This window comes from Lelliottia nimipressuralis (genome assembly GCF_004402045.1).
Lineage (GTDB): Bacteria > Pseudomonadota > Gammaproteobacteria > Enterobacterales > Enterobacteriaceae > Enterobacter > Enterobacter chinensis.
In genome coordinates this window covers 101,162-122,057 of the sequence record NZ_SOMG01000014.1, presented here as the reverse complement: position 1 = coordinate 122,057, position 20,896 = coordinate 101,162, and the positions used below count along the sequence as shown (strand labels likewise).

General features: G+C 53.0%; 22 protein-coding genes. 9 read left to right on the top strand and 13 right to left on the bottom strand.

What is annotated here, in order from left to right:
• Window positions 1–60 precede the first annotated feature (60 nt).
• The 9 genes from E3U32_RS07740 to E3U32_RS07700 form a co-directional block, all read right to left on the bottom strand.
• A complete protein-coding gene (locus E3U32_RS07740; RefSeq protein WP_134348306.1) occupies window positions 61–246 on the bottom strand; it encodes a hypothetical protein in 186 nt (61 codons plus the stop codon).
• Window positions 247–269: 23 nt separating this feature from the next.
• Window positions 270–464 (bottom strand): hypothetical protein, encoded by a 195-nt coding sequence (locus E3U32_RS07735; protein ID WP_134348305.1) that lies wholly within the window; start codon window positions 462–464, stop codon window positions 270–272.
• Between the two features lie 72 nt (window positions 465–536).
• On the bottom strand, window positions 537–1,196 hold the full coding sequence (locus E3U32_RS07730) for a hypothetical protein (RefSeq protein WP_286164240.1): 660 nt from the start codon (window positions 1,194–1,196) through the stop codon (window positions 537–539).
• Window positions 1,197–2,795 (bottom strand): receptor, encoded by a 1,599-nt coding sequence (locus E3U32_RS07725; RefSeq protein WP_134348304.1) that lies wholly within the window; start codon window positions 2,793–2,795, stop codon window positions 1,197–1,199.
• Entirely contained in the window at window positions 2,773–5,367 is a 2,595-nt protein-coding gene (locus E3U32_RS07720) for a CS1-pili formation C-terminal domain-containing protein (protein ID WP_134348303.1), read from the bottom strand. The genes E3U32_RS07725 and E3U32_RS07720 overlap by 23 nt, the downstream gene beginning before the upstream one ends.
• Before the next feature lie 6 nt (window positions 5,368–5,373).
• A complete protein-coding gene (locus tag E3U32_RS07715; protein ID WP_134348302.1) occupies window positions 5,374–6,051 on the bottom strand; it encodes a fimbria/pilus periplasmic chaperone in 678 nt (225 codons plus the stop codon).
• A 45-nt stretch (window positions 6,052–6,096) separates the two neighbouring features.
• Window positions 6,097–6,720 (bottom strand): common pilus major fimbrillin subunit EcpA, encoded by a 624-nt coding sequence (locus E3U32_RS07710; RefSeq protein ID WP_134348301.1) that lies wholly within the window; start codon window positions 6,718–6,720, stop codon window positions 6,097–6,099.
• Window positions 6,721–6,949: 229 nt separating this feature from the next.
• Window positions 6,950–7,435: a hypothetical protein gene (locus E3U32_RS07705; RefSeq protein ID WP_134348300.1), complete on the bottom strand. Its 486-nt coding sequence runs from the start codon at window positions 7,433–7,435 to the stop codon at window positions 6,950–6,952.
• Window positions 7,436–7,439: 4 nt separating this feature from the next.
• Complete coding sequence (locus E3U32_RS07700) at window positions 7,440–8,240, bottom strand: transcriptional regulator (protein ID WP_134348299.1); 801 nt, start codon at window positions 8,238–8,240, stop codon at window positions 7,440–7,442.
• A 374-nt stretch (window positions 8,241–8,614) separates the two neighbouring features.
• Between E3U32_RS07700 and E3U32_RS07695 the strand changes: the two genes are divergently transcribed.
• The 4 genes from E3U32_RS07695 to E3U32_RS07680 are packed head-to-tail and all read left to right on the top strand — an operon-like array spanning window position 8,615 to window position 13,532.
• Window positions 8,615–9,199, top strand: coding sequence for a fimbrial protein (locus E3U32_RS07695; protein WP_134348298.1), 585 nt, complete (start codon window positions 8,615–8,617; stop codon window positions 9,197–9,199).
• A gap of 52 nt (window positions 9,200–9,251) precedes the next feature.
• Complete coding sequence (locus E3U32_RS07690) at window positions 9,252–9,944, top strand: fimbrial biogenesis chaperone (protein ID WP_134348297.1); 693 nt, start codon at window positions 9,252–9,254, stop codon at window positions 9,942–9,944.
• Window positions 9,945–9,959: 15 nt separating this feature from the next.
• Complete coding sequence (locus E3U32_RS07685) at window positions 9,960–12,455, top strand: fimbria/pilus outer membrane usher protein (protein ID WP_134348296.1); 2,496 nt, start codon at window positions 9,960–9,962, stop codon at window positions 12,453–12,455.
• A gap of 12 nt (window positions 12,456–12,467) precedes the next feature.
• Complete coding sequence (locus tag E3U32_RS07680; RefSeq protein WP_134348295.1) at window positions 12,468–13,532, top strand: fimbrial protein; 1,065 nt, start codon at window positions 12,468–12,470, stop codon at window positions 13,530–13,532.
• Between the two features lie 24 nt (window positions 13,533–13,556).
• Here E3U32_RS07680 and E3U32_RS07675 read toward each other — a convergent pair whose 3' ends face one another.
• Window positions 13,557–14,189 carry a LuxR C-terminal-related transcriptional regulator gene (locus tag E3U32_RS07675; RefSeq protein ID WP_286164239.1) on the bottom strand — a complete coding sequence of 211 codons (633 nt, stop codon included), beginning with the start codon at window positions 14,187–14,189 and terminating at the stop codon, window positions 13,557–13,559.
• A gap of 490 nt (window positions 14,190–14,679) precedes the next feature.
• Here E3U32_RS07675 and E3U32_RS07670 point away from each other — a divergent pair, with 490 nt between their 5' ends.
• Window positions 14,680–15,291, top strand: a complete 612-nt coding sequence (locus E3U32_RS07670; RefSeq protein WP_134348293.1) for a helix-turn-helix transcriptional regulator — start codon at window positions 14,680–14,682, stop codon at window positions 15,289–15,291.
• Window positions 15,292–15,361: 70 nt separating this feature from the next.
• On the top strand, window positions 15,362–16,042 hold the full coding sequence (locus E3U32_RS07665) for an EAL domain-containing protein (protein ID WP_134348292.1): 681 nt from the start codon (window positions 15,362–15,364) through the stop codon (window positions 16,040–16,042).
• Between the two features lie 12 nt (window positions 16,043–16,054).
• On the opposite strand, the gene nlpA is transcribed toward E3U32_RS07665, so the two are convergent.
• Entirely contained in the window at window positions 16,055–16,873 is an 819-nt protein-coding gene (nlpA, locus tag E3U32_RS07660; protein WP_208527907.1) for a lipoprotein NlpA, read from the bottom strand.
• A 196-nt stretch (window positions 16,874–17,069) separates the two neighbouring features.
• On the bottom strand, window positions 17,070–17,489 hold the full coding sequence (locus E3U32_RS07655; protein ID WP_134348290.1) for a GNAT family N-acetyltransferase: 420 nt from the start codon (window positions 17,487–17,489) through the stop codon (window positions 17,070–17,072).
• 86 nt (window positions 17,490–17,575) lie between these two features.
• Between E3U32_RS07655 and E3U32_RS07650 the strand changes: the two genes are divergently transcribed.
• Complete coding sequence (locus tag E3U32_RS07650) at window positions 17,576–17,926, top strand: YicS family protein (RefSeq protein WP_346417722.1); 351 nt, start codon at window positions 17,576–17,578, stop codon at window positions 17,924–17,926.
• Window positions 17,927–17,987: 61 nt separating this feature from the next.
• Here the strand turns inward: E3U32_RS07650 and E3U32_RS07645 are convergent, their stop codons facing one another.
• Entirely contained in the window at window positions 17,988–18,938 is a 951-nt protein-coding gene (locus E3U32_RS07645) for a LacI family DNA-binding transcriptional regulator (protein ID WP_134348289.1), read from the bottom strand.
• Window positions 18,939–19,231: 293 nt separating this feature from the next.
• Here E3U32_RS07645 and E3U32_RS07640 point away from each other — a divergent pair, with 293 nt between their 5' ends.
• Window positions 19,232–19,546 carry a PTS sugar transporter subunit IIB gene (locus tag E3U32_RS07640; RefSeq protein ID WP_010426508.1) on the top strand — a complete coding sequence of 105 codons (315 nt, stop codon included), beginning with the start codon at window positions 19,232–19,234 and terminating at the stop codon, window positions 19,544–19,546.
• An 11-nt stretch (window positions 19,547–19,557) separates the two neighbouring features.
• Complete coding sequence (locus tag E3U32_RS07635) at window positions 19,558–20,883, top strand: PTS sugar transporter subunit IIC (RefSeq protein WP_134348288.1); 1,326 nt, start codon at window positions 19,558–19,560, stop codon at window positions 20,881–20,883.
• Window positions 20,884–20,896: the final 13 nt, after the last annotated feature.

Sequence of the window (20,896 nt, the reverse complement as noted above, 5' to 3'; positions counted from 1 at the left end):
TCCGTGGCTGAAATAAAAAAATGGCCCGGCAAGCGGGCCATAGGTGCATAGGTCAACAACTTATGCGCTGAAGAAGCCGCCGATGAAGCCGCCCAGCAAGCCAAACACACCACCGACGGTGCCGCCCAGCGCGCCTAACATCTGGCTGCCTGCGTTATAACCTGCGCTCGCGCCCTGAATGGCAGCAGCGAACGGATCCCAACCACCGATGATGGCCTGTGCTTTTTTGAAATCGATAACTTGCATGATTGTCTTCCTGTTAATCTGAATTAGTTGTAGCTGCCAACCAGCGCACCCAGGAAGCCCATTACGCCACCCAGAATTCCACCAGCCACACCACCTACCATACCCATGATGCCTGCACCGGTGTCGTAACCCAGCTGTGCGCCCTTAACGAGGCCAGCGAATGGGTTTAATGCCCCACCGATAATGTCTTTCGCTTCTACGAATGAAATCGCTTTCATTTTATTCTCCTGTAGTTGTAAATCTTCAGCTTGCGCCAAAGGTTAATTTCCTTTTATGAAGGAAAGCGGTTGTTACGGGCAGCTTGAAAGCGGAATGATTTTATTTCCGTAAATAATCATCCGCCTTGCGGGCTGCGCGTAATTATCTATTTCCAGCCGTTGACCCGGCGGAAGATATTTTGAATCATTATATTGTGAGCTACATCCTTGCGAGGAAACATATTTAAACCAGGTATTCCCGGTATTACTCACCACCCCGTTGCTAAACGCATAATCAAAATGTCTTGTCCATGGCCGGACAATTAAAATAGCCTCAAGCGAAACCACCACATCCGACTGAATGCGTTGGCCTTTGCTCATCACAACCCGCGCCTGGAGCGGCGTCTCGGTGAATTTAACGCGATAATAGCGCTCCTTGCTATCGTGCGGGCCGGTGTAATAAAACTTAAAACCGGCCTGCCCGCCGCTCTCCAGGGTTAACTGTTTCGGCGAGAACATCACCTCGCCATCTTTTATTTCAGTCTCTTTCCCGTGCTCTTTAGGAACATCGACCTGAATAAGCGAAACAGTATAATTCTGTCGGACGCTGGTATCGTTTTTTATTGGCTGAAAAACAACTTCTTTTTCGGGTAGAAAATCAATATTTAGGCTTTCAATAATTAAAGCATTTGCGCTTGCAGAAATGAAGTAATTTATTGCAAAAATAGCCAGGAATTTTCCAGTCATCATCATTTAATTCCAGGAAGCGCTGACGTCAATTCGCCCCTGCGCCGTGACTTCACCAAACCAGCTATTACCGTCATAGGTGGTTTTCGAGACCGGGTTATTCATCACAAACTGCAATACCAGCGGCGTTTTCCACAGCCACATGTCCGTCACCCCTGAGCTTATTTTGTCCCACTCTTCCGCATGGCTGGCGGGGGCAGGAATGGACAGCACGTCGCCTTTGCAGTTATGCGCCTTCAGCGTGTGGCTTTTGCCCACCAGCACATTGCCGGGTATCGGCACGGTGAAGCCGTTGCCGCTAAAGGCGCAGTAGTCCACGCCGTTCAGGCTCTGCGTCGGCCCGGTGACCTTCACCGTTACCGCGATCGCCGCGTCTTTCTGCGCGCCGCTGTAGGTAATGGTGTAGGGGATCTCAATCGGCGCCTCGCCAATTGTCCCTTTTCCGGAGCCGCCAAGGCCGTTAGGGTCGAGCGTGTAGTCCGGGCTATCCGGCACAATCGCAAGTCCTGGCTGGATAGGGTTAATGACCAGTCCCCCACCCGGCTGGAAGCAGAAATCCGCCGCCAGCGAACTGTTGCCCGGCGTCAGGCACAGGCTGACAATATTGCCAATGTTGCTGCCATCTCCCGCCTGCGCCACGCTCAAAATCAGCGCCTTCGGTAAAAAGATTTTAAGGTAGGCCTTGCCGCCGTTTTTTTGCGGCGCAGCGAGGAAGGTATTCGCCAGCACGCGGGTATCGCTCATAATGCCGCCCGAGATGCTGTACCAGTTACTCTCATCAAAGGTGATTTCCGCCGACAGACCCGTTCCGCCGCTCATGTGCGACTGCAGCACGCCGTTAACGCGGGATGACGTCAGCGCCAGGCCCGGGCTATAGCCGGTGATATCTTCTCCGACGAAAGTATATTCCAGCAGCGAGCAGAGCACGCCCGACACCGTATTACGGGTGTATTTGGTACAGGTCGCCCCGGTTGTTCCATCCACAATCGTGACCTCGCCGCTGATCGGGTCTATCCCCAGATCCAGCGCCCGCGAGTTGGTCATGGTCAACGTCCCCACCTTGTGCAGCGTGTTGGTGGTGGTCACCTTATTGATAGAGGAGGTCTGCGGCGTGGAGGTAATGGTCACCTCGTTGCCGGGGGCCGCATTGAGCAGATAGTTAAAGAACGGATCCCCCAGCACCCAGCGGCCATAAGAGCTGCCCGGCTCAACGACCGGGGGCTTCACCACCATTGAGGTGTCGGTATAGCTGGTCGTTGCGGTATAGCCCGTGGTGCCGCAGCTTGAAGAGCACGCGGTGCCCTTAAAGAACGGCGAGGCGCTGGAGCCGGTGACGCTGAAGTTGATGGTCAGCGCGCTGCCCGCAGGGCCGTTATAGCTGTTATCCGGAATATACGTGGCAATCCCGTTGTTGGTTTTGGCGCTCAGGGTTGGCCACTCCCGCGAGCCATGTAAAAACGCGGTCGAGGTGCTGTTCAGGCTGAACAGCGCAGCCGTGTTGCCCGTCCCGTTGTTATCCGGGTTGTTGATGGCGAAATAGGGCATCTGCTGCGCCTGCGCCGCCGCGCTTATCAGCAGCAGATTAAGAGCGAATATTTTTTTCATCGTCACGTTCCCGTGTTCCTTTTGCTTCCTGCCAGACGAAATCGCCCTTATCGCAGGAGATGTCTCCAAGCCACAGCGCGCCGCGGTTGGACTCGATATCCAGACGCACCTCGCAGACGCTGTTGTCCGGTGTGGCAATGCTGAGAACCGGATTGTTCTTGTCCACGTCAATCACGAAGCGACCGTCGTTTTCGGTGCGGGTCAGCCCAACGTGGTTTTTGATTTGCGTGGCGCTCACCGGATTACCGTTGGCATCAACAAGGCGACCAAACAGGGTGACGATTTTTTTCACCTGCGGCTTCATCACCACCGTGTTCCCCGGGTAGACCGTGATATGACGACGGGCATTCGCGCCAATGTCATAGCTTTCGGTGCCGGTTTCACTGTTCATCACCTCAAGGTCATAGGCCTGATAGGCCGGCAACGACAGCCAGGTTTTATCGCCCTTAATCCGCTCCGTACGACCGTTGAGCTTCAGCGTGAGCGACTCGTCGGATTTCAGCCCGGTACTGACAATCACCCCCGCGCTGTCGGTACCTTTACCCGCCGCAATCGCCTCTTTCGACCAGCCGACGCTGCCGTCACTGGTCAGCGTGGAGTTCCAGCCTTTGCTGGTGCCGCTCTGCACGCTAAGAATGTTGCTGTTCCACGGCGTGTCGAAGCTCACGCTGCCCCCGCCGCTCACGGTGCGATCCTGGTTGCTGCTGAAGGCCCGCGAGACGTTGGCGGTGACCGACTTCAGGTAATCCCCTTCGAACTGGCGGCTGGCGCTGACGTTGAGCGCCGTGCCGGTATCGCGGTTATGGGAAACGCCCACGGAGACGGTGTTACCCAGCGGGATGGCGAAGTCGAGCATCACGTAGCGGTCTTTCTCTTCGTAATAACCCTCGTATTTATTGCGCGACATTCCCACCCGCAGGCGCGCCGTGCCGTAACGACCGGCGTACAGCCCCTGGGAGTAGTCAATCTGATAGCGTTTGTAGCGGTATACGTCGTCTTCCTGCCGCATCAGGCTCAGGTTCCCGGCAGACGGCAGACCGAACGACGGCAGGCTGAACGACGCGCCCCACGTGTTGCCTTTGTTTTCATAGATATCGAGGAATTTGCCGCTGGAGAGCTGCTCATGCGAGTACCAGACCGAACCGATATTCCACGGCAGGCTGACGTTAGCCCCGTAGTTGGCGCGGTACGTGCCGTCAGAGGCGGCCATCGTCTGGGTATTTACCGAGAAATACCCGGTCAGGTTCAGGGAGGCCCACAGTTCGCTGACCACGTGCTCGCGCATCATATAGCCGGACGCGTTCCAGTCGACCATCCCGCTGCGCTTGCTGAAGGAGGTGCCGACCAGCGACATGGTGTCTTTGTGTTTAGTGTCGTAATCGTAGTAGTAGCTGTTGTCCTGCTCGTTTTTCCGTTTGGCGTACTTTTTATAATTGACGACGGATTTGTCGCGGCTATAAATACCGCCCCACGTCTGCCAGCGCAGCGCCTCCGACACGTTATTGCTGAAAGGTTTGTTCACCGTGTACATGCTGCGCGACACGGTGCGGCTACCGCTGACCACCTCGACTTCCACGCTGTAGATACCGTAGGGCAGCGCGCTGGTATCGATTTCGTGGTTGCCCACGTCAAAGCGCTGAATGCCGATAAGCTGGCCGTCACGACGAATGCGCGCTTCCCCGGCGGTCGGGAAATAGACCACCACTGGCGTCAGGGAGAGGGTATTGTCCCGCTTGCGCGAGTTAGCCTGGTTGCCCACCGACACGCCGTACACTTCCCCGCCTGAGATACCGCTGACGCTGGCCAGAGACTGCATCGCCCAGCCGTTCAGCATCCCGGCGGCGTAGCGCATGCCCTGATAGTCGCGTTCCCACATCACCGCGTTCATCTGGGTGTCGCTGCTGTTCTCGTTAACATAGCCTGAGCCATCGACCAGCAGGTGATCGACCCCCATCGAGATCCAGCTTTTGGCGTTGAGATAGCCGGAAGACCAGCTATCGCCGTAGCCGGTCTCGGTATGATACGCGCCGAGGTTATAGGAGAGCGTGCCGCTCAGGTCGTCTGATTCAGGGGCATCAATATCCACTTCACGCGGGCGAATATTCACCCCGTAATCACGTTGAGAGAGGTTCAGCAACAGGCGCATCTTTTTCTGATCCAGTTCGAACGCCGACCCGGCGTTCACCGGAATACGCATGTGGTCGTCAAACTGCTTGCCGTTGATGCTTTGCAGCAACGTCCGCATCGCTTTCGACAGACGAATACCGTTGTCTGACTCCTGGACCTGAACATCGCGCAGCCCGAGTTGCCGATCTTTCGCGTAGATCGTCACGTCGCCAATACGGACATATTCGCTAACATCATTTGCGCTGCCCGCCTTTTGCGTTGCATTCGGGCGGGTATTGACCAAATAAACCGGGATTTTGATCCCCTGCTCCAGCAGGGCATAGAGCGAGTCGGGAAAACGGTAATTAGCGATAACCACGGAGCTGGAGGCAGCATGCGCAGACGCGGGCAAAAGGCCGGATGCGCACGCCATCATCACCGGCAACACTAATTTATTTTTCACCATGCATCCTTACTTAACAGGAATGAACTGTTTCAGGTCCCAAATTCCGAGATGAAAATGGTTGTCCGTAACGTTGATATCGTCGATCGCGCGAGAGGTACCCGGCATCAGGTAAAAGTTTTTAACGCACGGTGTGGTCGGTGATTCCGGGTTGGGTTTCAGGCATGTCCCGCTCGCATTAACGCGAAACGCGGTATTGCCTTTATTGGTTATCTTTCCGGCTACGTAGACAAAATCGACGTTCTTCTTCCGGGGCTGTACCACCAGAATGGTGCTCACCACGGCGCGGGTCATCCCTTTGCCATTCTTTTGCGTGCCGTTATCGAGATCTTCGCTGACCCCTTCATCAATGAAGGTAATGCGGTAATAGCGCTCCCGGTCATCGGCCTTACCGTGGTAGTAAAATTTGACGATATTGCTGGTCCCGGCGGGCATGACCATGCGGGTAGGCGTCAGCAACAGTTCGTCTATTTTCTCCGGATTAATCACCACGCCTTCATCCATCGGGCTGCTGATACGCTGGGCGCTGATGGAAATAATGCGCACGCTATCCGCTTCGTTTTTTAATTCCTTGGCGATGGAGTCCGCATTGGCAGGAATAATGGTGGTGACTTTGCCAACATTAATCGCCAGCGCGGAGGAGGAGATAAATAATAAAGAGAAGAAGATGGGTTTAAGGCTAAACATGATATTTCCCTAAACAGGGGCTTACGCCCCTGTGACTGTCAGCTCTTAGCTCCAGGTTGCGCGGAACGCAACGGATACAGTACCTTCCCACAGGCTGTTGGTCAGGTCTTTGAACGCTTTCGTTGCACCGGTGTTGTCCTGTGCAGAATCGACGTAGAACACAAATTTGTCCTGGCCGGTCACTTCGGTATTCGCCGTTGCGCCTGCGCTGGTGGTCAGGTTCCACAGGCCAGAAGAGACGCCAGTGTTGTTTGAAGAGTCAACCAGCGTAGTCCATGCTGTTGATTTCGCACCCACAGTGCCACCGATGGAACCCAGATCGGTACCGCCAAAGCGCGCGCCCACTTTCAGTTTGGTTGTTTCGCCGCCAACGCTGAACAGGGTGTTGTCAGAGTCATCAACGATCGCTTCCAGTTTGAAGTTGGTAGCAGAAGAGTGGTCACCACGAATTACCACATCAAACAGACCGGTGTCGGTGTTAAAAGCTTTCGTGTTTGCGCTGTAAACGAAGTTCAGTGCACGCGTCGGCGTAACAACCAGATCGGAATCGCTGTCTTTCGTTGCAGAAGCCTGCCAGGTTGCAGAAGCGGTAGTTTCCGCTGCATTAACAGCGCTCAGGGCGGAAAGAGACAGCAGTGAGCCCAGAACGATAGCGTTCAGTTTATTCATTTATTTAGTCCTTCAAAAAAGAATCCAGATGTTTAAAAAAGGGGAGCCCCTTTTTCGAGGCGGAGTATAGTCACCCCAAAAATAATGAGGCAATACAGAAAATTTCATTCCCCTCACAGGAAAAGATGAAAAATAACAGAATGCTTTTGCATCTTGTTGTTACATAATGAATAAAATTGAGACTTTTTGATTAATAGACAAACATCTATTCTTATTATTTTGCAGAATATCAGGATGTCGGCACGGCCACGCACATCATTATAGGCAATACCAGCCCTTTAATTAGCCAGACACGACTCTTCACTTGGGTAACATAAAAGAAGTCGATACCATCCAGCAGCAGTTCATTGACAATACCATCCGGTGCAACATCATCCTCAGATTTGTGCAGCTTTTTTCCTTTAATATAGTAAATATCACTCCCCGCAACTTTCTCAACATTAAGCACATAGTTGCGTTCAATTAAATAGCGCTTGCCTCCGCGAGTGAATACGCCTTTATGGATCACCGTGATCATATCTTTGCTATTAAACAGAAGCAGCGTCGTTAATGACAGACCGGTTGTCTCTCCCGTTGAATAGGTTTTCCTGGAAATGGTATCAGACTGACAGCCAAATCCTTTCTCCTGGTTTTTTTCAGGATAAAACAGGACAATGGCGATAACAGCAAGCAGCAGTACCCCGCTCAATAATATACTCAGGTATCTCTTTGACATGTTCTTAACTCCCTGTCAGGCTTCTGTAAGAGATGCAATTTTTATAGCCATCGCCGCTATCCTGCCGATAACAGACAGCCAGGAAATCATTTTCCAGTTGTGACTTTTTAAATTTTGAATAATACGCATCAGCGGTTTGATGTTCGCAGTCTATTTGTTGACGTGTAATGGCCTCTTTGGCCAGGCTAAACCAGGTCTGTTGCGACTGATACATATTCTTATCGATAAGATAAACCGTACAGCGATCAATTTTGCCCAGCAGATGGATATCGGACTCTTTCGGGCGTTCGGTCACGCGCATGTTTTGATAGAAAAGAAGTGCCGTAATACCGGCAATGGCGACCAGCGCCATCACGCACAGCGTGGTAAAGCCGCTGTCCCGACGACGCAGGCGTGCTGGCGGGTCTCGCTGTTGAGTCACAACATCGGATGCCTCCGCCGCGATTTTCTCCGGGGCAGAAACGGGTGGCCTCACCGTGTGATGCTCAATATGCGCGGCCAGGCTAAAACCTTTACCCCGAATGGTCTTAATCAGCAGAGGGTCACGTCCTAAACTACGAAAGGCTTTCCTGATTTCACTGATGGCAACATTAAGACTGACCGAGGAACCGGAAAAACCGTGGTCTTCCCAGACTTTCTTAATCAGGTCGTCCCTGTCGAGGGTTTTGCCATTATTAATGATGAGTTCATATAACAAACGTGCCGCCTGATTGGATAACTTAATTGAAGATTCCTCTTCTCCATTTATCATGATCACACCGGAGTCCACTTCATAAAGCATTGCGAGATCAATAAGATACTTCATATGATTATTACACCACTGTTATAAACGACTGTATTTGTCTCGCAATAATAGGTCTAAAGGGTGTGTGGTCAAGTCATCAAATATTATTTGAGGATGCGGCATAGAAAATTTCATAAATTCACAATTATTAATTCATTAATTAAGAGCTTCGAATGAAGGCGTTTAGATTATGATCTTTAAAAAAATATTATATCAAGATTATAATCTTATTATATTGAGTTTACCGGAATAATGTTTTGTTATGTGTCTTTTTGATGCAACATAATATCGTCAAGGCTCGTACTCAGGTCGCTATGCGCGTTAGCCGGTAACAGTGTGTTGCGCAGCCGGGAAACATTCTTTTTTATATAAAACAAAACATTATGGAGTTTATCATGTTCAAAACGATCATGACCGTATCTGTGCTTGGCGCAGCCATTGCATCTACTCACGCGATTGCCGCCGATAACTCAGCAGGTGGCGTAATTAACTTTACCGGAGCCATTACCGATACCACCTGTACGATTAATGGCGGTAAAAGCGCCGATATGACCGTCGCCCTCTCACCAATTTCGGTTAAGGATGCCGGAACGACGGTTGGCCTGATTACTAAAAATAAAAAATCTATTGCGTTAACCTTCTCCGGCTGTACGCCAGCAGCGGGTACGACCGGCACGCCGCTGAAAGTGTACTTCTCCAGCGCCGATAATATTTCTACCGACGGTAAATACCTGCTGAATAACAGCGTAAATGAAAACGATGCCAGCGTGGCGCGTAACGTAGGTTTCGCATTAGTGGAACCGGGTAAATCAACGCCTGTTACGCTTAATCAGGCTTACACCACCAGCATTATGGGTACCGCAACAGCGCCAGATTCTGAAACGCTGACGCTGGACGTTTATTACTATAAAACCAACGCCGCTGCCGCAACGGTCGGTGCATTGAGCTCTAACGTGACGTACACCATTTCCTATCTGTAATTTCAGTTAAACAGGCTTCGTTCCTGCGAAGCCTGTTTTTAAGGTTACCATTATGCGTAAGATTATTATGCTGGCATCTCTGTTGCTCAGCGCGGGCCACGCGTGCGCCAATATTGTCATTAATGGCACGCGTGTTCTTTACCCTGAGAATAACAAAGAGGTGATTGTTCAGTTAATCAATACGGGTGATGCCCCTGCACTGGTGCAATCATGGATTGATGACGGCGACATTAATTCCACACCGGAAACGGCAAACGTTCCGTTTCTGTTATCACCGCCGGTAGTGAAGGTCAGCGAACATAATGGTCAGCAACTGCGTATTAAAAAGCTGCCTGCGAATTTACCGGGCGATCGTGAATCGGTCTTTTTCCTGAACGTGCTCGATATTCCCCCGAAGCCGGAAAATGTGCAAAACCAGAATACCGTTCAGCTGGCGATTAAATCACGCATCAAACTGTTTTATCGCCCGGCCGCGTTAACCGGCACGCTGGATGACGCGACGGGAAAACTGACGCTGATTGCCAGCGGAAAACAGTTTCGCATCGTAAATGAGAGTCCTTTCCATATTACGGTCGCCAATATTTCCCAGGGCAAAACCAAATTACTGCAGGAATCACCGATGGTATCGCCATTCGGTCAGCTCACCGTTGCGACGAAAAACGCGGTGAAACGCGGCCAAACCTACCAGCTGATGTATGTGGACGATTTGGGTGCTTACAAAACCCGCACGCTCATCAGCCAGTGACCGGAAAGACTCACCATGAAATTGAAACAAAACAGGCTCTGCATGCTGGCTGTCTGCTCGCTTCTGCTTTCGCATAAATCGGGGGCGGTATCGTTTGATACCTCCCTGCTTGCTGGCGCATCCGGTGAGTCCGATCTGTCACGCTTTTACGAAAACAACGCCATGCCTGCCGGCCCGCAGGAGATGGATATTTACGTCAACGGGGACTGGAAAGGACGCTATACGGTGACCTATGGCGAACAACAGGATGACGTTCGCCTTGCGTGGAAAGATGCCCTGATGCTGGGGATCAACACCAAAGCGATCCCGGCGCCCGCCATTGCTCAGGGACAGGTGCAACTGCACGATCTCGTTCAGGGTGGCGAGGTGAAAACGGATACCGGCACCCTGAGCCTGGCGCTCACCGTGCCGCAGGCGGCCGTGTTGCACACGGAAGAGGGCTATGTTGCCCCCCAGTTCTGGGATGAAGGGATCCCGGCGCTCATGCTCTCCTGGAACACCACCTGGTACAACACGCGGACGAAAGGCTCAGCGAAAGAGACCAATGACGATTTTTACGCCGGACTGGATTCCGGAGCCAACCTGCTGGGCTGGCAGTTTCGCGACAGCAGCACCTGGCGCAAATCCGCGAGCGGCGACAGCAGCTGGCAGAACAACACCCGTTACCTGCGCCGCCCGCTGGCGGCGCTGAAATCCAACCTGACGCTGGGTGACTTTTATATTCCGGGCGATCTGTTTGATTCCCTGCGCGTGCGCGGCGTCTCGCTGGCGTCAGATATAAAAATGCGTCCCAACTCGCAGCAAGGCTTTTCGCCGGTAGTGCACGGGGTGGCGCGCACCAACGCCCTGGTCAAAGTGATCCAGAACGGTAACGTCATCTATCAGGAAAACGTTCCGCCGGGACAGTTTACCCTTGACAGTATTCAACCTACCGGGTCGGCCGGCGACCTGCTGGTGGTCGTGCGTGAAGCCGACGGCTCGCAGCAATCCTTCACGGTGCCCTTCTCTGCCGTGCCCGGTATGCTTAAAGAAGGCGTGAGCGAGTACAGCGTGGTCGCCGGTAAAGTCCATCAGAACACCCTTGAGGCGGAACCGGCCTTCCTGCAGGCCACGCTGCGCTATGGCTTTAATAACCTGATGACAGGTTATACCGGCACGATCGTGAGCGACGATTATCAGGCCGGGCTTATCGGCACCGGCTGGAACTTGCCGTTCGGCGCGGTCTCCGTTGACGTCACCCATGCAAAGACGACGCTGCAGGACAGAACCGACAGCGGCCAAAGCTTTCGCGTGTCGTACAGTAAGTTTATCGATACCACTGCCACCAACTTCACGCTGGCGGCCTACCGTTATTCCACAAAAGGCTATTACAGCTTTAGCGACGCGCTCTACTCCCGGGACGGGTATCAACGCCTGAAAGCGCAGTATAACGAGTATGAGGATCGCTTCGGGGTCGCCCCGGAGATGACTATGAGCACCTGGGATGCCCTGCGCGCCGCGCAGCCTAAAAATACCTTCACCCTGAACCTGAACCAGCGGCTGCTCAATAATTGGGGCACGGTATTTATCTCCGGCACGCAGCGCGACTACTGGAATTCCGGGCAAACCTCGCGCGAATATCAGGCCGGCTACTCCAACGCTATCGGCCGGGCCAGCTATACCGTCTCCGCCAGCCGGGTGCGCAACAGCGAGCGTGAAGAAGAGACGCGTTTTTACCTCTCCCTCAGCCTGCCGTTCTCGCTATTTGATAATAACGCGTGGATCACCTCCAGCCTGACGGCCAGCGATTCGCATTACGAACAGAGCAATATCAGCATGAGCGGCAACGCGCTGGAGTCGAACCGCCTGAGCTATACGCTCTCCGGCAGCAATGCCCGGGGCGGGAACAACACGGCGAGCGTGAACACCGCATACCGTGCAAACTTCGCCACGCTGGGCGGCTCATATAGTGAATCCTCCGACTACCGCCAGACCGGGCTGAACGGGCGCGGCAGCCTGGTGGCCGTGCCGTGGCATCTGCTTGCCTCGAACGAAACCGGCACCACCATGACGATTGTGGATGCTCCACAGGCTGAAGGGCTGATGGTCAACGGCGACGAAAGCATCGTGACCAACCGTGATGGCGTGGCGCTGGTTCCCTATGCCACGCCGTACCGTAAAAACGCCATCACCCTGTCCGAAACGGCGAACAGCCGTGGGGCGGAAGTGCGCGGCAACATCGCTAACGTCGCCCCATACGATGGCGCAGTGAACTACATCCGCTTCGACACCGACCAACGCCAGTCCTGGATGCTTCGCGCCAGCCGTCCAGACGGTGCGCCGCTGCCGTTTGGCACCGAAGTGCTGAATGAGCGCGGCGAGTCGGTAGGTTATGTCGGCCAGGCCAGCGTGCTCTATATCCGCGCGGAACAACCACCACGCGAGCTTAACGTTCATTTGCGTGGCGGAAACTGCACTATCGCCACTCCGGCGTGGGGACTGGAAAGCCCGTCCTCTGTTTGCCATAACTAACGGAACATCAACATGATACGGTTACTGACCTTTCTGTTTCTCGCCTGCATTAGCGGGGCAAGCTATGCCACCTGTTCCGGGGGCGGTATCTCCTATGGCCCGCCGATCGGCATCGACCTGTCGGATAAGCTGACGCCGGCCACACCGACCTGGACCGGGAGCTTCAGCACCCAGTACAGCGGCTCGTTTAACTGTTCAACCGGCAACAGCGAGTTTTCCTACACGCCGATCCTCTCGACCGACAGTAAGTACGCCACCATTCTGGGCTTCAGCAACGATAAATATAGGGTGCGGGCGGAGATCACCAGCACGCAACCCAACAAAACGCTGACCGCGGGCGGTAACCATACGGCCTCTGAGCTGAATACGCCGTTTACCGTACGCTTTACGCTGGTTAACCAGAGCGGCACCACGCTCACGGGCGACACGGCGACCATGAGCGATGTGCTTTTCGTCAGCGATATGAGCGGCATGTCGTTCTGGGAGATCGTTACCTGGCCGATAAACCAGCTGGTGAAAATTGTGCAGTGGCTGTTTAACGGCTTTAAGTGGCCATACGATAACCGCGATATGTTTGGTCAGCCGATGACCATCAAATATGCGCCGAAGCTGACGACCTGCTCGTTCGATAACGCGGGGCTGACGGTTCATTTGCCTACGCTCGGTATTCCCCAACTGAGTGCCTCTGCTCAGCCAGGGCTGACCCCCTTTACGCTCAATATGAGCTGCCAGAATCTGGCGACGAACGGGAGTTCTGACCGGTCGATTGAGATGTTCCTCTCCAGCACCCAACTGCTGTCGACCGACAGTTCCGTGCTGGTCGACACCAGCAGCAGCGCCGCGCAGGGCGTTGGCCTGCGGCTGATTCAGAGGAACAACCCGCAGCTGCCGGTCGTCTTCTCAACCTCGACCACCAGCCGGGGGAGCGCCACGCTGCTGTTTAGCGTGGCGGCGGGCGAGGCATTGAGCAAGACCTTCACCCTGCCAATGGCGGCGTCGTATTATGTCTGGGCACCGGCGAAGGTCAGCCAGGGCAAGCTGAATACCTCGGCCACGCTGAATATTATCTACCCGTAATACGCAATCATGAGACATTCTCGCTTAATTCCCGATTTTCCCCGCCATCTGCAGGTACTTGATCAGTTCACTGTGGTTGGCGAGGTTGAGCTTCTTCATCGCATTGTGCTTTTGGGTGGCGATGGTACTGGCAGAGCGGCTTCGCAGGTGGGCAATTTCGGTCACCGTATAGCCTTCCACAATAAGATGAAGAACCTCCCATTCCCTGGCGGATAGCACCGAACGCGATCGCGCGCCGGCGCGCATCATCCCCTTCAGAAAAGATGAGATCCGCGGCTTAACGTCTTCTGTCGTCAGCAGCGCCCGCAATTCAGTTTTTAACTCCCCGGGCGCATCCTGCAGAGAAAGTGTCAGCTCATACTTCATCTCCAGCACTTTTTTTAATAAACCGTACTGTAATTCCGGAACAAACAGCACACGCTTTACGTTATGCGTATGACACAACGTATTAAGCCTGTTACTGGTTTGCACTCCCCACGCCTTATGATTAAACAGATAACTGAACTCGGTTATCATAATATCAACCTGGCGATCGATAATCGCATCAAAGAGCTGCTCTGTTGATTCAACTATCGTTATGTGCAGGGAATATTCAGGCAGTAATTTCTGTAGCGCATCGCTTATCATCTCCTGCAGAATATTGACTCGATAAAACACAAGGATCCTGACGGTTAATTCAGTATAATTCATATTATTTCATTGCTAACACGAATAAAGAAGAGTGATAGTAATTTAATAAAATCACGCTCACAACTTATTCCCTCCAGGATTTTAACGGCTATGGCGATAAAAATCTGCAGCGGGGAAAAACACTAGCCCAGGGTAAAGATTTTCGGGACCGAAAGAGCCATACCCCCCACAAAAATCGACCTTCACAGCCACTTTGCACCAGACCAAATCTTAATTTTCGCTATTTTTCAGAATAAAAATCTGTTTGCAATATTATTAGAAGATTAAAGACATTGGTTCTGACATTAAAATATTTTTTGAATTTTATTTCCCTCTAATAAAAAACATTCCCTTTACTCGTTATGTTCCTCTGGCATACATTTTACGCATCATCCCACCACACATTAATGGGTGACGACTACATTCGAATGACTTTTTCGCTTACAGGGATCTGGTGCTCAGCTAAAGGAGAATGACCATGAAAGAAAAAATATATGTGGCGGTTGTTGATAGTTGCGAATTCACAATGATTGGCCTGCAATATCTTGGCAACCGCGAACCTGACGAGCATCGGGATGTTATTTTCCATGGGTTTAGCAATATTGAAGACTTTCTTCTCAGCGAACGGGTGTGGGACATCGTGATTTACGATCCGCTAAATACCGGCAATTTTATGATCACGCCAAATGAAGACATTCTGCGCATGAAAGAAATACAGCCTGAAGCGAGGATATATATCTATTCGTTATCCGCTGGTTTTCTGAAGTTTAAGCATGTGGATGGGATCATCAATAAGCGTGTTTCGCTGGGGGATATCAAGGCGATGTGGCAAATCCTGATGAGCCAGACGCCAAAGGCATTAAACCATTACAACGTCAGTATTACGACGCGACAGCGCCCTGCAAGACTCTCTAATGAGGAGGCCAGCGTGCTTCGGGGTTACTCATGTAATCTGAAAACCAAGCAGATTGCCCGCCAGCTGGGCTGCAACGTCAGGCTGGTCTACTTCTACAAAAACAACGCCATGAATAAGCTCAAGGCCGTCCGGGGACCCTCGTTCTATCAGAGCATTCGCTGGATCCTGAATTAACTTCTCGACCGTGTGTCGTTTGCCTTTGTTCCCGCATCCGCGGGAACCTTTTTTTTCTCAGGGCCTCGTCATGTACACCGTTCTTCCCTCTCCCATGCTGCATACCATCACGGGGCTTCGGTTTCAGCCTTTAGTGGATTTTCATTCCGGCCAGGCCGTGGCGCATGAGGTTCTTGTGGAGATCCACAACGTCAATCTTGATGTGCTGTTCGCTTCGCTGCCCACCCGGTGTGCGCTGCAAATCTTTTTCTGGCAGGCTAAGACGCTGTTACAGAGACAGGACAAAGGCCAGTACTGGCTTAATTTTCCGACAGATCAGCTGCTTGACCCCAGGTCCATCGATCTGTTGCTTGCGCTACGTCACCAGCAACGCTTAACGATTGAGATTCAGGACCCGCTAACCCTGACCCGCATGAGTACCGCAGAGCAACGCAGCATTCATAAAAACCTGCATCGGCTTAAAGCGGCGGGCTGGAAAATCTGGCTGGACGACCTGACTTACGAGCTGGCAGACGATTATGCGCGACTTGCCCTGCCGGTTGACGGCATCAAACTTGACCGCTCAGAGCTCAACACCGCTGGCCGGTTTGACGAACTCGTTCACTTCGTCCGAGATAAGATTGCCAGGGCTGTCGTCGTTGAAGGGATTGAAACCGCGCAGGATCTGCAGCGAGCCCGCGCGTCGGGCGCCCGGTTTGGCCAGGGTTTTCTCTGGCCGGAAAGCCGGATAGACGCCACCGTGACGACGTAAAAGCCGGTGGCGTTACCAGCCCGGTACCGCCCCGCCGTTAAAGATCGTTTCAGCCGCTTTTGCCACTTCAGGCGACTGATAAGACTGGATAAACGCCTTCACGTTTTGCGCTTCTTTGTTGTCTTCGCGCGTGACCACAATGTTCACGTACGGCGAGTTTTTATCTTCAATAAAGACGCTGTCATGTACCGGCGACAGCCCGGTTTGCTGAATATAGGTGGTGCTGATAATGGCGACGTCCACTTTCGGGTCATCCAGCACGCGCGGCAGCTGTGCGCCTTCCAGCTCCATAATGTTCAGGTGTTTAGGATTGGCGGTAATATCCAGCGCAGTTGGCAGCAGACCGGTGTCTGGCTTCAGGGTAATGAGCTTCTCTTTTTGCAGCAGCAGCAGCGCGCGACCAAGGTTGGTTGGATCGTTTGGAATGGCAATGGTCGCTCCGTCCTTCAGTTCGGTCACGGATTTAATTTTGCGGGAATAGCCCGCCATCGGGAAGACGAAGGTGTTCGCCACGGCAACCAGTTTATAGTTATGCGCCTTGTTATCTTCTGCGAGGAACGGGCGATGCTGGAAGACGTTGGCATCCAGTTCACCCTGGTTGGTGGCATCGTTAGGCAGCAGCGAACCACTGAACCCCACCAGCTCCACATCGAGGCCATATTTCTCTTTTGCCACTTTTTTGGCGACTTCCGCCACGTCCTGTTCAGCGCCATTGATGACGCCGACTTTAATGTGTTTGGCATCGCTGCCACTTTGATCGCATCCTGCCAGCAGCAGACCCGCGAGAACCAGAGCACCCAATCGACGTTTCACAAGACAGTTCCTTTTGATGAATGTTGTAGAGACTATATCGACAACGAGATGGTGAAATAAAAACCGAAAACGAATCAATAAGAAGGATAAGTTATATGCGGTCTGTTGCCGGGTGGCGCTGCGCTTACCCGGCCTACATGACGGGGGAAGTGTAGGCCCGGTAAGCGTAGCGCCACCGGGCGATGAATCTCGATGCCTAATGACAGAACCGGGCTTAAAGGGCTTTCGCCAGATAGTGTCTCTGCATACCCGCATAGGGGTAATCCTGCAAAGACATCTGCAGCTGATACCCCTGTTTTTCATAAAACGGACGCGCCTGGAAGCTGGCGGTATCCACCAGCGCGTGCTTGCAGCCTTTACGTCTGGCTTCATCTTCCGCCGTTTTGATGAGCTGGCTGCCAACGCCGCTACCCCGCACGGTGTCGCTCACCCACAGATAATCAATATTCAGCCAGTCGCCTTTTCGCACGCCGATTAACCCGCCCAGCATCACGCCTTTTTCATCTCGTACGTACACACCAATATCGCCGCTAAAGGTCGCCATATCCAAAAACTGCGCGTTGTAGGCCCTTAATCCCACGAATAACTCTTCTTTTTCCTGCTCCGTAACCGTATTGGTAATACTCAGTTGCATAGCGTTCTCCCTGTTTTTGTGTGCGGTTTGACTATCTCACAGATATTTTCTGGAGAAAATTCATACTTTCGGATGGCGTCGCTACACTGAATGTAACGATATATTTCATGGGAAGCATGTGTCTCTTAAAGGGGGTTTCGATGAAAGCTGCGCACCTGGTCTGCCTGCTGGTTTGTCTGCTCTTCGCTGCGTTTGTCCATGCTCAGGAAAAGGACGACCCGGCGAAAGAGGCGCAAATCAAGCAACAGGTTCTTAGAGATGTGAAGAAAACCTGTACGCCACAGAAAAAACAGAGCGATAAGGCCTGGCAGGAGATGATTTTGTCATCTGAGGCCAATCAGCTGCTGATCAAAAACGCCATTACCGCCGTCAAGCGCGACAACCTGGACGCCTACTGGGCAGCGATTGGCCAGGTGGATTGTATGGAAGATTATTGAGGGCTGGAAACGTGCTTCTCGCCGGGTGGCGGCTGCGCCTTACCCGGCCTACACAACATTTTTAACGCTTACGCACATCCGGAATAATCAAATCCCCGCGCAGAACGTAGGACCCGAGCATCTGCGTTTTTTCCGTCAGCCAGCTCACGATACGCGCTGCCATTGCATCCATTGAATATTCAATAGCCGGGATCACCGGAATACCCGGCAGGTGCAGCGATCCGGCAAGGCTGAAGATCATAATGTCGTCCGGCACGGATTTATTGAACGCCTGAAGCTGCGGGATCACCCGCTGGGCTTCCTGCTCGTCCGCCACCAGTAACGCGTTGAAATTCAGCGTGCTGGCGTTATTCAGCAGCTCCTGTAGCGCAACGGATGAGGAGGTCGCGTCCATAAAAACAAGGTTGCGATTAAAGGGCAGGAAATTTTTCTCCAGCGCGTGTTTGTAGCCAAGCAGAACCTGGTCAGCAAAACCGCTGCCGTGCGGGTGGATGAGGGCAATCTGGCGTCGACCCTGGCTGGTCAGGTAGTTACAGGCGGTTTCGGCGGCAAAGGCGTGATCGAACTGGATGCTGTTGGAATTATCAGACTCCATACAGTCAACCAGGATGACGTTGTCCATATCGACGTCCAGCGGAAAACGTGCGCCAATCACCAGGATGTCATCACAGAGCCCGCAGGAGAGTTCTTCAAGGGCGTGCATCACTTCCGCTTTGCTATGCGCGAAGCGCAGCAGCAGGTGTTTTTGATGCTGGCTGAGCTGTTTTTCCAGCGCGTAGAGATAACCGGTGGTCTGGTTAATGTTTTCCTGCGCGCAAATGACCCCGATACAGCCCGTCGACTGGCTCAGCAGCGACTGCGCAATCACATTTGGGCGGTAGTTAAGTTCATCCACGGCCTTCAGAACGGCCTGACGGCTGGCTTCCTTTACGCCACGCGACCCACTCAACACTCGCGATACCGTGGCTTTAGACACCCCGGCAAGACGTGATACATCATTGATTGTCGACATCTCTTTCCCCTGACAGGCTTACCTTTCGCCTGCAAATTCCATGACCGCTTCGGCTCACATTATAGCCAGAACGGAGTATATCCGTTTCCGTTTTTCATGGAAACCGATTTTCCGTTTCCACTCAAAATGATGTCAAAACAGCCAAATTCTGTGACATGCATCCGGTTAATTAGCCTCATAAGTAAGGGATCTTGATGGTTGTCACACTTCTGTCTTTTATGAATGGAAACCGGTTTCCGTATAATGTCCAATCATCCTCGCAATAACTTTTTACATTTAGAGGATGGTTGTCGATGTTCAAGATTATGCTGTGCTGCTCTGCCGGGATGTCCACCAGCCTGCTGGTCAGCAAAATGGTCGATGTCGCGAAAGAACGTGGTTTGCCGGTGAAGATAGATGCGTACGGTGTTTCCGAATTTGATACGCAGTTTCCGCAATACCAGGTCGTCCTTCTCGGACCGCAAGTGAAATACATGTTAAAGACACTCTCAGACAAGGCGGCGACGCAAGGCATTCCGGTGCAACCCATCGATATGATGGATTACGGCATGCAACGCGGCGATAAAGTACTGGACTATGCTCTGTCGCTTATCGAAGCGGCACACTAAAAGGTGTTCACATGAGTTCGTTATATCAATCAATGGTCGCGGTGATTGAGCAGTCAATTACCCCGCTGGCCGCAAAGCTTGGACAGCAAAAGTATGTGATTGCAATCCGCGACGGCTTTACCGCCGCGCTGCCGTTTATGATCATCGGCTCGTTTATGCTGGTGTTTATCTTTCCGCCGTTCTCGGCGGATACCACCAACAGCTTTGCCCGCGGCTGGCTGGATTTCTCCCAGACCTACCGCGAGCAGCTGATGCTGCCGTTTAACCTCAGCATGGGCGTGATGACCTTCTTCATTTCGGTGGGGATTGGGGCAAGCCTGGGGCGTCAGTTTAACCTCGACCCGGTGATGTCCGGCCTGCTGGCCTTTATGGCCTTCCTGCTGGTGGCCGCACCGTATGCAGACGGTAAGATTTCCACTCAGTATCTGTCCGGCCAGGGGATTTTCACCGCACTGATCACCGCGATTTACTCCACCCGCGTTTACGCGTGGCTGAAGCAGAACAACGTGACCATTCGCCTGCCAAAAGAAGTGCCGACCGGCGTGGCGCGCTCGTTTGAGATCCTGATCCCGGTGATTGTGGTGATCGGCACTCTGCATCCGCTAAACCTGTTCATTGAAGCGCAGACCGGGATGATTATTCCGCAGGCGATTATGCACCTGCTGGAGCCGCTGGTCTCTGCGTCGGACTCTCTGCCAGCCATTCTGCTCTCCGTGCTGCTGTGCCAGATTTTCTGGTTCGCCGGTATCCACGGCTCGCTGATTGTCACCGGCATCATGAACCCGTTCTGGATGGCAAACCTGTCGGCAAACCAGGCGGCGCTGGCCGCAGGCGCCGCGCTGCCGCACGTCTACCTGCAGGGCTTCTGGGATCACTACCTGCTGATCGGCGGCGTGGGCTCTACTCTGCCGCTGGCCTTCCTGCTGCTGCGCAGCCGCGCAACGCACTTACGTACCATCGGAAAAATGGGCATTGTGCCAAGCTTCTTTAACATCAACGAACCGATTCTGTTCGGCGCGCCGATCATCATGAACCCGATGCTGTTTATCCCGTTCGTGTTTGTTCCGCTGGTAAACGCCTGCCTGGCGTACGGCGCAACGAAGCTCGGCTGGCTGGCACAGGTTGTGTCGTTAACGCCGTGGACCACCCCCGCACCGATTGGTGCCTCGTGGGCTGCCAACTGGGCGCTAAGCCCGGTGGTGATGTGCCTGGTGTGTATGGTGATGTCAGCGTTGATGTACCTGCCGTTCCTGCGTGCCTATGAGCGTACGCTCATCAAAAACGAAGAGCAGAAAGCTCAGGCGACCGTCGGTGCCGCTGAAACAGCAAGCCATTAAGTCAAAGAGGAAG